We start from the raw sequence: 14,092 nt of genomic DNA on the forward strand, positions 1-14,092 counted from the left end.
GTTAGCGTTTTCAGAGGTCTTAACATGTCAGCATTAATCGCTATAGCAATAACAACCGGTTTGTTATCTGGTCTGTGGGGCTGGGTAGCTGTTTCACTTGGATTGTTGAGCTGGGGCGGATTTCTGGGGTGTACCACTTATTTTGCGGCACCTCAGGATGGCTTAAAGGGCATGGGCATCAGTATGGCGACCAATTTGAGTGGTGTCGCCTGGGCAATGCTGATCATTCACGGCTCAACATGGATAGGAATGGAGCTGTTCGGCTATATTGCAACCGGTATTGTTTCATTTCTGATGTGTGTGCAGGCAAAACGCGAGTGGCTGAGCTTTATTCCGGGGACATTTATCGGCTGTTGTGCGACATTTGCTGCGGCGGGTAACTGGCAACTGGTCATCCCTTCGCTGATGCTCGGGGTAGTGTTTGGTTATGCGATGAAAACATCCGGTTTGTGGTTGAAGGCGCAAAGTGAAAAACGCGCGCAGAAGACAGCGTTTAAGTCTGAACTTACACCCGCTGCCTCTACAAAATAAATGGTTACAGTGAGGGAAGTACCTCCCCCTTGTGCTGCTGACAAAAAGCAGAAAGTGATGCAGAAGTCCTTCCTTTTCTGACCAGAATACAGACGCGGACAGCCTGGCTGAGCAGGGCATCCGCTTTTTGTAACAGATTCTCCTCACTGCAAGCTTCGCGATCAGCATCTCTGCGGCAAAGATCAATGAAACCAGCCTGACTCACTTCATCGGTGTAAAGCACCATTTCGGCCTGCTGCATCAGTCGCAACGCTTTCAATGTCAGCATTTCAACATCTGTGCCGGTTTCTACAACACATACCGTCCCTTTTGCCTGATTGTCTTGAGCCAGTAACTGGACAAAAGCCGCTTCAAGTACCTCAACTGACTGGGCATTTTCTACCTGAGGCAAGCGGAAAAATTGCTCCCAAAAGTGTCTTCGTTTATCGACGGTATCGTAATGTAGTTTCAGGCGGTTTCTTTGTTTTCCAGCGAAATCTGCCAGAAGAGACAAGTTTTGCGCGAGCTGGGTTTCCAGCTTTTCTCTGAGGTAACGTACGAGTACCGGTGAAGCGCCACCACTGGATATGGCCACCTGAATGGGGGAACGATCTATCATGGATGGGGTAATGAAATCGCAATGGGCAGGATCGTCGACGGCATTGACCCAAATTTTCTTCTGTTGGGCATCACGAAAGATACGCTTATTCAGCTCGCGATCGTCTGTCGTTGTCCACACCTGATAATAGCCCCCCAGACTTCCCGGCTGGTAAGACTCTGCCAGCCAGCGCAGTTTTTGCTGGCTGGCCAGTTTTTGTAAGGCAGGATGCAGGCGTGGTGATATCAGTGTGATTGCCGCTCCGGCCCGTAATAAAAGATCGACTTTACGGCAGGCAACTTCTCCGCCACCTATGACCAGTACTGGTTTGTTATGTAATTGGGTGAAGACCGGGAAATAGTCCATATTCGCGTCCTTGCAATAAATCAGAAAAGTGCTGGCACCGAGTTCAGGGACATTAACCCGATGAACAATCGGATTCAAGATCAGCCTGCTTGTGTTTGCTGTGGCAAGTGGCTGGATTACAGAGAAAAAGGTTTAGTCTGGCCGTATAACCTGCTATCACTATCACAATATAAAGTTGATAACCGAAATGACAGTGATGAATATGGTTATCTGGTTTAACACAAACAGCTGAATTTCATAGGGATAGGTGATTAGGGTATGACAAAGAATTCATTACCGTCGTCTGTTGTCAGTGCTGACTGGTTGCTGGAACATGCCGATGCGGGAAATATCGTGATACTGGATGCGAGCTGGTTCATGCCGGGCAGTGGCCGTGATGCCAGGGCTGAGTGGGAGAGTGAACGCATTCCAGGTGCTGTTTTTTTCGATTTCGATAAAGAGATATGCGATAAGGCATCCAGCCTGCCGCATATGTTACCCGGTGCAGAGCAGTTTGCCAGCCAAGTGTCGGAATTAGGCATCAGCAACAAAGACACTCTCGTTGTTTATGATTCTCACGGACTGTTCTCATCACCGCGCGTATGGTGGATGTTTAAAGTGATGGGGCATGACAAGGTCGCGGTGCTGGATGGCGGATTGCCTGCCTGGAAAGCAGCTGGAGGCTCGTTAGAATCGGGTGTTGTAACTGAAGTGCCTGAAAAAGGGCAATTTTCTGCCAATTTCAGATCTGAATGGGTGATTGATGCCCAGGCATTGATGGAAAAATTAGCCGACCCTCAGGTTGTGGTGCTGGATGCACGCCCGGCAGCACGTTTTTATGCCCAGCAGCCAGAGCCGAGAGAGGGCATACGCAGTGGTCATATGCCGAATGCTAAAAGCCTCCCGTTTGGTCAGTTGGTGAAAGACGGCAGGTTAGCGTCGCAATCAATACTGAAACAACGTTTTGATGCATTCTCAGAACAAGATCAACAACTGATTTTCAGTTGTGGGTCTGGGGTTACGGCATGCATTCTTGCTCTTGCAGCTGATGTAGCAGGCCGGAAAAATCTGACTGTCTATGACGGTTCCTGGACGGAATGGGGCGCAGGCATGAAATACCCGGTGGTGTCCTGATCGAGCTTTGGCTTACCTGAGTGATCAGGTAAGCCAGAGAGTGTGTATTGTTTAATGCACAACGGGAATGTAACCGCGATCATGCAGTAATTTCTGGCTGTTTTCAGACAGGAGATAATTGAGGAAGTCACGACCATCTGATGTGAGCTTTTTGCTTTTATAAAGCATGATGAAAGGTCGGGAGATTTGATACTGTCCAGACTCCAGGTTTGTCAGGCTGGGTGATACACCTTCGAAATCCAGTGGTTTTACTGAATCATCAACTGAGCCAAGTGACAGATAGCCAATGGCGTGTCTGTTTCTGGCAATCAGGCTTTTCACCATGCCATTGGTGTTAACCACCAGCGCTTTCGCATTGATATCTGAGACGCTTTTATCACCGATAGTACGTGTCAGACCCATAAAATCTTCGAAAGAAAATCGTGAACCAGAAGCGTTCTCTCTGCTGACAACTGCAATGGGGAGGTCATCGCCACCAACTTGTTTCCAGTTGGTGATAGTCCCCTGATAAATCCCCATAACCTGTTCTTTGGTCAGGGTGTCAATCGGGTTGTTTTTGTTGACGACCAGTGCGATACCATCATGAGCAATTAATGTGGTCGATACATCCGGACGTATTTCATCCTCCTTTAGAAATCGCGAACTCATTCCAAGCTCAGCGGCCTCTTGTTTGACGGCAGAAATACCCGCAGATGACCCAGTCCCTTGCACAGCAATGGAAGCATCGGAATGTTGCTGCTCATATTGTTCAGCTAATACTTCAAGTATATGACTGACAGAAGTCGAACCGGATACGGTAACGGTTTTGGCATTAGCCTGAATGGGGAATAGGGTGATAACGGCCAATAAAGAAGCCAGGCGAAGCAACATTGCGTCTCTCCAAATTTGAACTACAGGGGTAGCCGCTATGGTATGACGAGGATATGACAAAATTGTGAATCTGAATCGAAGTTACTCGACACGACTTTTTTGTTCTTTTTCCTGATACATGGCGGTATCTGCTTTAGCGAGCAGTAAGTCAGGATCGCTGAGGTTACCAGGATGAAACGGAACAAGGCCGACACTGATGCCTAATTTGAACGTATCTCTAAGATCTTGAGTTTGCTCATAGAGCTGGTCAAGCCATTCCTGGCTTTGACATTGGTCTTCGCTGGGCAATAGAACAATGAATTCATCACCCCCTATGCGATATACCTGACTACCGGTAGGCGAATGCCTGAAGATAATGTTGGCTATTTCAATCAGTACCAGATCTCCCTGGCGGTGACCAAGACGGTCATTAACCTGTTTGAAGTTGTCTATATCAATGTAAGCCATAATGCCGCGATTAAGGTTAATCGCCATATGATCAAATCGTCTGAAAAGTGAGCGCCTGTTCTGCAGTCTGGTCAGATCGTCTTGCAAGGCCTGTCGGCTGAGTTCCAGTTCCAGTTGACGGGATTTAGCAATTTGCTGTCTGAGTTTTTGTATTAACTCGCGGCGTTGATGTAAGAGTTTAATGAAACAGAAACACAGTAAAAAAACACCAATATTGCTGAATACATCATCGGTGCGCGTCAGCAACCAATGATTTGCAAGTTCCGGAATATCATCAAGAAGATCTGCAATTACGCCAATTCCGTAGGTACAGGCAGACAGAAGTAATAAAAACTTCATTTCTTTACTGGCGACTTCGCGAACCAGCAGGATAATCAGCACCAATGTCAGGCTTGAAGTAACGGCATCCAGGTTACCTTGCATGGGGATAAAGGTGGTTATCAGCACCCCAAAACATACAAAAATTGTCAGCCTGACAGGCAATTGAGAGATCTTTTTCATAATTGACTAAAATATTATCACGATGATTTGTGTTGAGGTAGCGCTATGTAGTAACAAATCGAGACATAGTCCGCATCCCTCAACATGCATCGCAATCCATTACATTCTGTGATCTTGTGCTCATCCTGAGTGCATCAAAAGTGAAATCAATGATTGATCTATGTTGGTTGCCTACCCAGTTTGATATACCCTGTTTGTAACAAAGTATGTATGTTAACATACTTGTAACAATGTGTTTTTTACGGCTATTCTGTGGCTAGAATGAGATTTTTCAGCTCCACCCATTTCATTTCTACATCAGACCTTTTTGCCTCGAGGAAATGACCAATATGCTATCTATGGCGGCCAATAGTCTACCCAATAAAGCGCTGCTTGCTGAGCGGGTAGAAAAACTTATCCAGGCTCTGTCAAACGGGGTCTATGAAAGAGAGCATACCATTCGACTCTGTTTGTTGGCGGCACTGTCTGGTGAGAGTGTCTTCCTGCTTGGCCCTCCCGGAATAGCAAAGAGCTTGATTGCTAAGCGACTGATTGAAGCCTTTGATGGCAGCCGCTTCTTTGACTATCTGATGACACGTTTTTCGACCCCGGAAGAAGTGTTCGGACCTCTATCGATTCAGGAACTGAAAGACCACGGTAAATATGTTCGTTTGGTTGATGGCTACTTACCCACAGCGGAAGTCGTTTTCCTGGATGAAATCTGGAAAGCGGGCCCTGCCATTTTGAATACATTACTGACTGTTGTTAACGAGCGGACATTTAAAAATGGTCAGGACACGCTGAACGTACCAATGCGTTTGCTGATTACGGCATCCAACGAATTACCGGATGAAGACAGCGGTCTGGAAGCTTTGTACGACCGTATGCTGGTTCGTGTTTTCGTTAATCGCATACAGGAAAAACAAAATTTCAAAGCCATGTTACTGGGCGAAGGCCCAGAGATGGCGAGTTTACCTGCCGAGCTCAAAATCAAAGAAGAAGAATATCAGCAATGGCAGACATTGATCGATCATATCCAGCTTGATGAGGCGACATTCGAAACCATTTACCAGCTGAAATCCATGATCGAGGAGAAAGTCGAATCGGGCAGCAGCGAGCTTTACATCTCAGACCGGCGATGGAAGAAATCGGTCAGGCTGCTCAAAGCCAGTGCTTTCTTTAATGGCCGTGACAGTATTAATCCGCTTGATTTGCTGTTGCTGCAGGAGTGTTTGTGGCACAGCCCGGAATCCAGACAGGATATCCGGGAGCTTTTACGCGACTTTGCCGTCAACCAGGTTTTCGGACAGCAAGCAGCAACTCAGCAGGCTGATACGGCGCAGCACCAGATAGAGGAAGTCCACCAGGCTGTTGCCGGCAAGCTTTGTGTGATATTCGGACATGACACGCTGATGGGCAAGGAAAGATACAAGTACGATTTTTCCGGCGCCAAGCGGTACACGGTCAACAACAATCCGCGCATGATCAAGCTGGTGATGCTGCAGCATAATCCTTCCGTTTCTGAACAGGAAACCGGCGATAGCCGCTGGGTGTATGTGGATGGGGATGAGTTCGAGAAAAAGATCAAAGCAGGACAGTGCGATATCTATGGCTTTGTTAATAAGAATACGCATTTATGCCGGCTGCATTTTGAGATTGATGCCACAGACCGCCTGGTGATCAAAGATATTGCGAACCGGAATGTGCTGGTCGGCATGGCCGGAGATTACGGCGTCAGCCAGGAACAGTTGGTTGGCTGGCAGCAGAAAGTCGAGCAAGCTACGGATGCGATCAGCGAGGCGGCGCATTTACTGAAATTGGCACGGAGCCGTTTTCACGGGGCATTGCCGCACAACTTCGTTGACCCTGAATTTCCGGTGCTGATCGAACAAAGTCTGGCTACTGCAAGTGATGAGATTGCGACAATTCAGCGGCATTTAGACAAGAGTGCCATGCGTTTAACCCGCCTGACTGAATACTTCGCATAACTGGGAGGAGACGATGCCAGTCACCGAAGGTATTAACCTGGCTCTGATGCTGACTGAGTCGGGTATCATTGAAAATGCAGTGAACGAGCTGATGACCCGGCCACAGCTGATGATGGCTGCGGACTCCAGTCCGGGAATTAAGTCGTCTATGAAGCTGCAGGTCGGTAAGTGGCGCAGTTATGTACAGCATCGCATCGCAAAAGTGGATGTGGCCGATCGGTTCAGTCAGGAACTGGCCTTATACCAAAAGGTTCGGCAATGGTCTGCGGACACTTTTATGGACAATGCTGAACAGGTAGTCAGTGAACTTGAAACGACGTCCGGCTTTTATTTTAAAGCGCGCCGATTGCTCGACCATGATCAGAAGAAACATAACCCTATGTTCCACAGCTACTTTTGTCATCAGTGGTATGAACATTTGCAGGTAGCACTCAAGAAAGCGCAGGAATCTGAGTTAGAGCATCATAAAGAAGCACTGTTGAAAGACCTGTATCAGCGCATTGAAACCATGCAGCAAATGGAAAAAGTCGATGAAGCAGGCGACGAAAAACGCGCTGGCCGGCTTTGGGATATGGCGAAAGCCAAACTGACCAAAACGGATGTGGAGCGGTTAAAATCTATCGCAAGATTTCTTCAAAAAAATAATGAAATTCAGGAGATTGCCGACAAGCTAGGCCGGATGGCTAACGAGGTCGATGATCCGAGTCAGGCCAGAGTTCAGACGGAAGAGCTGAAAATGGTCGAAGAGAAGAGTGACAACGTCACCGATGATATTGTCGGCGTGCATCCCAGTGATGATCTGGCGCGCTTACTGCCTAACGAGGCAATGTTTCTAGCCTATCCTGAGCTGGAGGTGGTGTTCTACAAACACCTTGTTGATAAGCGTTTAATGAATTACAGAATGCAGGGTGCCCAGCGCAAACTGCGTAAAGTGAAAGCCTACAGGAAGCAAAGTAAACAAGTCGAACAGGACAAAGGGCCGTTTATTGTTTGCATTGATGCTTCTGGCTCAATGTCCGGCTACCCTGAACAGTGCGCGAAAGCGTTGGCTTACGGATTGATGCAGATTGCACTTGCCGATGACAGAGACTGTTATGTCATGCTGTTTTCTACCCAGCACATCACGTATGAGCTGACCCGGCAGGATGGTTTGAGTGAAGTGTTAAATTTCCTTTCTTATTCTTTTCATGGCGGCACAGATTTAACGCCTGTGTTGGATCAGTCCTTGATGCTGATGAGTGGCGATAAGTATAAAAATGCGGATCTCATTGTGCTGTCCGATTTTATTGCGCCGTCGCAATCGCCGGAGATGCAGGAGCGGGTAGCTAAACTGAAAGAGCATAAGAATCGATTCCATGCCGTTTGTCTGTCACGGTATGGCAACCCGGCTTTGATGGACATGTTTGATACGCACTGGTCTCACCATCCCTCGGCGCTTGGCCGACTATTCTCTCGTCATATTCCCTGAGTCGCCCGCCGCTGTGCAGGGTGTCATGGCTCTGTACAGCGATCAATCCTGCACCGAATTCTGTGCGCTATGCTTAAGGTGGTGGATAACCAACGCCTAAGAGTTCAGGTTTTCCTATCTGGTTCAGTCTGGTACACCTACTGGGAGCATGCGTCATGAAGCTGTTTTCCATTCTGACATTATGGCTGGCTGCGCTTTGGCCAATGTGTTCTCAGGCATCCAATGTATGGTTAATTGATATCAAAGGCGGGATCGGACCTGCAGTCAGTGATTTTGTCTCGCGTGAAATTAATCATGCTCAGGAAGAACAGGCTGCGCTTATCGTGCTAAAGATGGACACACCTGGCGGTTTAGATACCTCTATGCGGGAAATCATTCGCGCTATCACAACATCTCCGGTTGCAGTGGCAACCTGGGTTGGCCCATCGGGTGCCAGAGCGGCGAGCGCCGGAACCTATATTCTCTATGCCAGTCATATTGCTGCGATGGCACCGGGCACAAACCTTGGTGCAGCTACCCCAGTATCTCTGACCGGTGGGTCGCCAGGCGGGAAAAAAGACAATCCTTTTGATGACTCTGATGAACAGGAACCGGCTGGAAAAGATGACGCGGCTAAACAGTCTGAAGAGGGTACACAGTCAGGTAAGGAAGTAAAAGCCGAAACAGCCATGGAGAAGAAAGTCATCAATGATGCGGCTGCGTATATCACCAGCCTGGCTAAATTGCATGGCAGAAATGAAGTCTGGGCAGAGAAAGCCGTTCGGGAAGCGGCAAGTTTAGATGCCGAAGGGGCATTGCAAGAAAATGTCATCGATTTTATGGCAACAGATCTTGATGATCTGGTTAGTCAGATTAATGGCCGTACCGTGCTTATAAACGGGGTACAACAGACTTTATCACTTGAGAATGTTGCATATGTAGAGCGTGAACAGGACTGGCGGTTTAAGTTTCTGGCGGTCATTACCAATCCGAACGTGGCCTACATACTCATGCTGATAGGCATCTATGGCTTATTGTTAGAATTTTACAACCCCGGGGTTGGGTTACCTGGCGTACTCGGCGGTATTTGTCTGATTCTGGCTATGTATTCGCTGCAACTCTTGCCTGTCAGTTATGCGGGGCTGGGATTGATTATCCTGGGGATCATTCTGATGGTGGCAGAAGGCTTTAGCCCCAGCTTTGGCATATTGGGTCTGGGCGGTATCGTTTCTTTTGTTATAGGGTCAGTCATGTTAATGGATACCGAAGAACCAGGGTATCAAATTGCCGTCCCTTTGATCGTGGGTCTGACAGCCACTTCCGCGCTGTTTACCTTTGTCATTCTTACCTTATTGCTAAAAACCCGCCGTAAACCTGTTTCAACCGGGGTAGAAATGCTCCTTGGCGATCACGGTAAAGTGGTCAGTGGCTTTCCCGGAGAGGGGCGGGTGCTGGTAGAAGGCGAAATCTGGCAAGCCCGCAGTGATACGCCGTTGCGGGTGGGTCAGGAAATTGTCGTTAAGCAAGTCGAAGGCTTGTGTTTGCATGTTGCGGCCAAAGAGAAGGAATAAACCATGATTACGTATTCCCTGGCAACCATCGTTGTGCTGGTACTCGTGCTGATTATCAGCATGTTCAGAGTGCTGCGTGAGTATGAGCGTGCCGTCGTCTTTCTGTTGGGGCGCTTTTATGAAGTAAAAGGGCCTGGGTTGATCATCATTATCCCAATCATTCAACAAATGGTTCGGGTTGACCTGAGAACAATTGTGCTTGATGTGCCAACTCAGGATCTGATCACCAAAGACAATGTATCGGTTAAGGTCAATGCTGTGGTTTACTTTCGGGTTATTGACCCCAAAATGGCGATCATCAATGTCGAAAATTATCTTGAAGCCACCAGCCAGCTGTCCCAGACAACATTACGATCAGTACTTGGTCAGCATGAGTTAGATGAATTACTGTCGGCAAGAGATGAACTGAATAAAGATTTGCAGGGCATTCTTGATATGCACACCGATAACTGGGGCATAAAGATAGCCAATGTTGAAATCAAGCATGTTGATCTGGATGACAGCATGGTGCGTGCATTAGCTCGTCAGGCAGAGGCCGAACGTTCACGTCGTGCAAAAGTTATTCATGCTACGGGTGAGCTGGAAGCCTCTAAAAAGTTGATGGAGGCCGCCGAAGTGCTGAATAAAGCCCCGAATGCGATTCAACTTCGTTACCTGCAGACATTGACTGAGATTGCCAATGACAGGACATCAACCATAGTATTCCCTTTGCCTATCGACTTAGTCGATAAAGTTAAAAATATTGTTAATAGGAATAATGAGTGAGTTTCTGAACAATAATAACGATATTGCGTTAAGCGACTTCGCCCAGATTGGTTATTTTTAACTCAACTAAAATGGGCGGTTTTTTTAAAAAGTGGATTTTGAGCTAAGAAAATGTAAACAAATAACTTTTTGCCCTGTATAAATTGAAATATAGCTTTAAGTTGTTATGATTTTGGACGCATAAAAATGATGCAAGCAATTTGTGTTAATTAAGTCTAAGGAATAACAATGAAAAAAGTATTTGCAGTGGCAGTTTTCGCGGGCATGATGCCTTTCTCTCAAGCAATGGCTGACCAAGATATCGGTTGTGGTCTGGGCTCTATGGTATTTGCTGGTCAAGAAGGCAAAGTATTTAAAGTACTGGGTGCGACAACGAACGGTACTTCAGGTAACCAAACTTTCGGTATCACTTTCGGCACACTGGGTTGTGACGGCAACGGCGTGATCACTTCTCAAGAAAAACTGGCTATGTTTATCGACGGTAACATGGACAATCTGGCTCGTGATATCGCACGTGGCGAAGGTGAAACGCTGGCAACTCTGACTGACGTTTGGGGCATGAGCGATGAAGCAAAAGCGGAATTTAACGCGACTGCTCGTAACAACTATGCGTCTATCTTCGCTTCTGAAAATGTTACTTCTACAGATGTTCTGGCTAACCTGAACACTATGGTTGCTGATCAGAATACGCTGGCCGCTTACGCACTGTAATTTATTACAGGTGTGAACCGCTCAGATACAGCGCCAAAAGGCGCTGTATCTTTTTCTAATCTGGTGCTTTGTTTATTCAATGTGCTTGACTGAACCTATTTGATCCCATCGATGATTTCATGAAGTTCTGGCTATCTCTGCTTCCTCTCAGCGTTTTCAGCAGCACCGCTTTTGCGTATACCCAGCAAGATCTGGTGCATCTTTCCACCTCTGATTATTGGCTTACCCTGGGGCATTATCAGCCCGGACTGACCGGCTCGTTCACAAGCCTGGTCGATTCGCCTTCTTTCTTTGTCAGTCCGCAGGGAAAAGATGATCCTCTGGCCGAGCTTAATGCCACCGTCGAAGGATTTGAACGCGAAGCGAAACACTCCGATAGCTCACCCAATGACCAGAGTTTGAGCTGCCGGTATCCGGCCCGTTTCCATTGGTTAAAACAAAAATTACATACAGATTGGCCAGTAGCCGTCTGCCCTGAGCAGACTCTCTGGAAGCAGGCGCTGAATCCCAAGGGGCTGACACTGGTCTTCCCGACAGCATTTATGAACAGCCCATCGTCTATGTTCGGGCATACTTTGCTGCGTGTTGATGCTAAAGATCAGAATCGAAACCGCGAATTAGTGGCCTTTGCAATCAATTTTGCCGCCACGCCGGAGAGTAATGACAATGCGTTTCTGTACGCAGCAAAAGGGCTGTTCGGGAATTACCCCGGCACGTTCAGTGTCATGCCGTATTACAGAAAAGTACGTGAGTACAACGATTTAGAATCAAGAGATATTTGGGAGTATGCGTTAAATCTGGATGAGGAAGAAGTTCAGCAGGTGCTGCGCCATCTCTGGGAAATGAACGGTGTTGAATTTGACTACTATTTCATCGATGAGAATTGCTCCTATCAGCTGCTGGCACTGCTTGAAGCGGGCAGGGAAGGGCTGGATCTGACATCCGGTTTTGATTACCGGGCAATTCCATCAGACACAGTCAAAGTGCTCAGAGAGAACGGACTGATTGAGGTTCCCAAATACCGGGCTTCTTTTGGTACACGTTTAATGCACTATGCTGAGCAACTGGATGATCAACAACTGTTGGCCGCGCGGGCTGCCATGACGGGCCAGTATCCGACTGAAGGATCATTGAGCGAACGGGCTGCCATTCTGGAAATGGCCTATGAGTGGCTCAACTATGAGTTTTATGATCAGGCGCTCGCCCGGGAAGACACTGCGCCTCATCTACAAAAATTGTTGATTGCCAGAAGCAAGCTGAATACCTCATCGCCATTTTCTAAACCCGTAAAACCTGCCATGTCGCCTGATGAAGGCCATAATTCAAGCCGGTTAGGATTGGGATATCGTTACAGCAATCATAACGCCGATCAAGCGTTGCTGGAATGGCGAGTGGCCTATCATGATTTACTGGATAACGCTGGCGGTTACATTCCGGGGGCACAGATCAGCTTTTTCGACCTGCAATTAGGGGTTGATCAAGATGGCGATGTGGATCTTAACCAGCTTTATCTGCTCGATGCCATGTCACTGGCGCCTGATTATCGGGTATTTGACTCCTTATCCTGGAATATCCGTGCCGGCTATGATCGACAGCCAGATACTCGCGGTTTGACTGGCCGATACTTCATGCAGGGCGGGTACGGTAAATCCTGGGGAGATGCTAACCGTTTACACGCTTATACGTTACTCTCTTCTGAGCTGAATTATTTTGATGCTCAGGGTGAGAACCTGTCGTTGGGTTTGGGGATGGAGTCGGGCTTGGTCTGGCAGGCTAACGAAGAGCACAAACTGGCCTTGTCCGCACAGGGGCTGTACCAGTGGGATGCTATGCGCTGGCGTACGGAATCACAGGCAAGTTGGCACTGGGCGCTTAGCCAGCAGTTGGGATTACGCACCGAAGTTACCTATCAGCAGTGGCAACGTGATGAACTGTCCTCCACATTGCGGTTCTTTGTCTATCTGTGATTGCCTTTCGTGATGATGCCTTGCGGTTGTTTGCCGCAGGGTGTTTTACGGGCAGTCAGATCGTTCTTCTTTTATTGATTCACCGCATGTTTCTGCACTCGGTATGCGGTGAGCTGGACTGTGAGATTTATCAGTGTAATGTGATAATTTTGCTACCATAAAACACGTAAACCCATTATTCTTGGCGCCGCTTGATTCCCGTGTTACTGAATGCGTTCGTATAACCTGTTTTTTACTCATTTTTGAACGTTATTTTCTGTTAAACATTGGGATGTACATACACATGATCACCGCATCAATAGCCATATTGTTGGGCTTTGCTCTTTTAGTCTGGAGTGCAGATAAATTTGTCGACGGGGCTGCTGCCAGTGCCGGCTATCTGGGGATGCCACCACTGTTAATCGGTATGGTTATTGTGGGCTTTGGTACTTCCGCACCAGAAATGGTTGTATCGGCTATGGCATCCATCGACGGTAAACCTGAGCTGGCTTTGGGTAATGCTCTTGGATCCAATATTGTCAATATCGGGCTTATTCTGGGTATTACGGCAATCATTGCGCCTATCGCCGTCCAGTCGAACATCATCAGAAAAGAGCTTCCACTACTTATACTTATCGGTATCCTTGCAGGTATTTTGCTCTGGGATGGCGAGTTAACACGCGTTGAAGCGGTTGTCTTGCTGATTGGATTTTTTGGCTTGATTGGCTGGTCTATATATTCTGCTCTGAAAGGTAAAGGCGATACGCTGGAGTCAGAGACGGCAAACGAGCTGAAAGCCAACAACATGCCTTTAAAGAAAGCCGTGATGTGGCTGCTTATTGGTCTGGTGCTTTTGGTGGTGAGTTCCCGAATTCTGGTTTGGGGCGCGGTGACCATTGCTCAGTCACTTGGTGTCAGTGATCTTATTATTGGTCTGACTATTGTTGCTCTTGGCACTTCACTGCCAGAACTGGCGGCTTCTGTGGCTGCTGCACGTAAAGGTGAACACGATATCGCTATTGGTAATGTTGTCGGTTCAAATATGTTCAATATACTGGCAGTTATTGGTATCGCTGGTGTTATTTCTCCGATCAGCGGCATTGGCGTTGAAGTGTTTGCTCGCGACTGGGCCGTCATGATGGGACTGACCGTAGCCCTGGTTGTGATGTGCATGGGCTTCCGGGGGCCGGGCCGCATCAACCGCTTAGAAGGTTTACTGCTACTGATTGCCATCGTCGCTTACAACTTATTTTTATTCAGCACGGTAACGGGCTGATTAT

12 protein-coding genes are annotated in these 14,092 nt (G+C 47.7%); 9 read left to right on the forward strand and 3 right to left on the reverse strand.

Features of this window, described 5'->3' with window-relative positions; all coding sequences use genetic code 11:
- Positions 1-24 precede the first annotated feature (24 nt).
- On the forward strand, positions 25-531 hold the full coding sequence (locus Q4491_RS10795; protein ID WP_303457450.1) for a DUF1097 domain-containing protein: 507 nt from the start codon (positions 25-27) through the stop codon (positions 529-531).
- Between the two features lie 4 nt (positions 532-535).
- On the opposite strand, the gene Q4491_RS10800 is transcribed toward Q4491_RS10795, so the two are convergent.
- The gene (locus Q4491_RS10800; protein ID WP_303457452.1) at positions 536-1,474 is read right to left on the reverse strand and encodes an NAD(P)-dependent oxidoreductase; all 939 of its coding nucleotides are present in this window, start codon (positions 1,472-1,474) and stop codon (positions 536-538) included.
- A gap of 258 nt (positions 1,475-1,732) precedes the next feature.
- Here Q4491_RS10800 and sseA point away from each other — a divergent pair, with 258 nt between their 5' ends.
- On the forward strand, positions 1,733-2,587 hold the full coding sequence (sseA, locus tag Q4491_RS10805) for a 3-mercaptopyruvate sulfurtransferase (protein WP_303457454.1): 855 nt from the start codon (positions 1,733-1,735) through the stop codon (positions 2,585-2,587).
- 51 nt (positions 2,588-2,638) lie between these two features.
- On the opposite strand, the gene Q4491_RS10810 is transcribed toward sseA, so the two are convergent.
- Both Q4491_RS10810 and Q4491_RS10815 read right to left on the reverse strand, forming a co-directional pair.
- A complete protein-coding gene (locus Q4491_RS10810; protein ID WP_218385765.1) occupies positions 2,639-3,457 on the reverse strand; it encodes a phosphate ABC transporter substrate-binding protein in 819 nt (272 codons plus the stop codon).
- An 81-nt stretch (positions 3,458-3,538) separates the two neighbouring features.
- Positions 3,539-4,351 (reverse strand): GGDEF domain-containing protein, encoded by an 813-nt coding sequence (locus Q4491_RS10815; RefSeq protein ID WP_237902787.1) that lies wholly within the window; start codon positions 4,349-4,351, stop codon positions 3,539-3,541.
- Positions 4,352-4,734: 383 nt separating this feature from the next.
- Here Q4491_RS10815 and Q4491_RS10820 point away from each other — a divergent pair, with 383 nt between their 5' ends.
- From Q4491_RS10820 to Q4491_RS10850, 7 genes are all read left to right on the forward strand, one after another.
- Positions 4,735-6,372, forward strand: coding sequence for an ATPase RavA domain-containing protein (locus tag Q4491_RS10820; protein ID WP_192013710.1), 1,638 nt, complete (start codon positions 4,735-4,737; stop codon positions 6,370-6,372).
- A 13-nt stretch (positions 6,373-6,385) separates the two neighbouring features.
- Positions 6,386-7,840 (forward strand): ATPase RavA stimulator ViaA, encoded by a 1,455-nt coding sequence (viaA, locus tag Q4491_RS10825; protein WP_192013712.1) that lies wholly within the window; start codon positions 6,386-6,388, stop codon positions 7,838-7,840.
- A gap of 155 nt (positions 7,841-7,995) precedes the next feature.
- Positions 7,996-9,390: a nodulation protein NfeD gene (locus tag Q4491_RS10830; RefSeq protein WP_303457464.1), complete on the forward strand. Its 1,395-nt coding sequence runs from the start codon at positions 7,996-7,998 to the stop codon at positions 9,388-9,390.
- A 3-nt stretch (positions 9,391-9,393) separates the two neighbouring features.
- Positions 9,394-10,155 carry a slipin family protein gene (locus Q4491_RS10835; RefSeq protein ID WP_192013716.1) on the forward strand — a complete coding sequence of 254 codons (762 nt, stop codon included), beginning with the start codon at positions 9,394-9,396 and terminating at the stop codon, positions 10,153-10,155.
- 228 nt (positions 10,156-10,383) lie between these two features.
- Positions 10,384-10,866: a DUF3015 domain-containing protein gene (locus Q4491_RS10840; RefSeq protein WP_192013718.1), complete on the forward strand. Its 483-nt coding sequence runs from the start codon at positions 10,384-10,386 to the stop codon at positions 10,864-10,866.
- A gap of 119 nt (positions 10,867-10,985) precedes the next feature.
- Positions 10,986-12,833: a DUF4105 domain-containing protein gene (locus Q4491_RS10845; RefSeq protein WP_303457467.1), complete on the forward strand. Its 1,848-nt coding sequence runs from the start codon at positions 10,986-10,988 to the stop codon at positions 12,831-12,833.
- Between the two features lie 283 nt (positions 12,834-13,116).
- On the forward strand, positions 13,117-14,088 hold the full coding sequence (locus tag Q4491_RS10850) for a calcium/sodium antiporter (protein ID WP_303457469.1): 972 nt from the start codon (positions 13,117-13,119) through the stop codon (positions 14,086-14,088).
- Positions 14,089-14,092 lie beyond the last annotated feature (4 nt).

Source organism: Photobacterium sp. 2_MG-2023, assembly GCF_030547675.1.
In the GTDB taxonomy this organism is placed as follows: Bacteria; Pseudomonadota; Gammaproteobacteria; order Enterobacterales; family Vibrionaceae; genus Photobacterium; species Photobacterium arenosum.

Coding starts and splice junctions, on each gene's coding strand:
- Q4491_RS10810 (WP_218385765.1), bottom strand. CDS start 3,457: ATGTTGCTTCGCCTGGCTTCTTTATTGGCCGTTATCACCCTATTCCCC.
- Q4491_RS10820 (WP_192013710.1), top strand. CDS start 4,735: ATGCTATCTATGGCGGCCAATAGTCTACCCAATAAAGCGCTGCTTGCT.
- Q4491_RS10850 (WP_303457469.1), top strand. CDS start 13,117: ATGATCACCGCATCAATAGCCATATTGTTGGGCTTTGCTCTTTTAGTC.
- Q4491_RS10840 (WP_192013718.1), top strand. CDS start 10,384: ATGAAAAAAGTATTTGCAGTGGCAGTTTTCGCGGGCATGATGCCTTTC.
- Q4491_RS10800 (WP_303457452.1), bottom strand. CDS start 1,474: ATGGACTATTTCCCGGTCTTCACCCAATTACATAACAAACCAGTACTG.
- Q4491_RS10830 (WP_303457464.1), top strand. CDS start 7,996: ATGAAGCTGTTTTCCATTCTGACATTATGGCTGGCTGCGCTTTGGCCA.
- viaA (WP_192013712.1), top strand. CDS start 6,386: ATGCCAGTCACCGAAGGTATTAACCTGGCTCTGATGCTGACTGAGTCG.
- sseA (WP_303457454.1), top strand. CDS start 1,733: ATGACAAAGAATTCATTACCGTCGTCTGTTGTCAGTGCTGACTGGTTG.
- Q4491_RS10795 (WP_303457450.1), top strand. CDS start 25: ATGTCAGCATTAATCGCTATAGCAATAACAACCGGTTTGTTATCTGGT.
- Q4491_RS10835 (WP_192013716.1), top strand. CDS start 9,394: ATGATTACGTATTCCCTGGCAACCATCGTTGTGCTGGTACTCGTGCTG.
- Q4491_RS10845 (WP_303457467.1), top strand. CDS start 10,986: ATGAAGTTCTGGCTATCTCTGCTTCCTCTCAGCGTTTTCAGCAGCACC.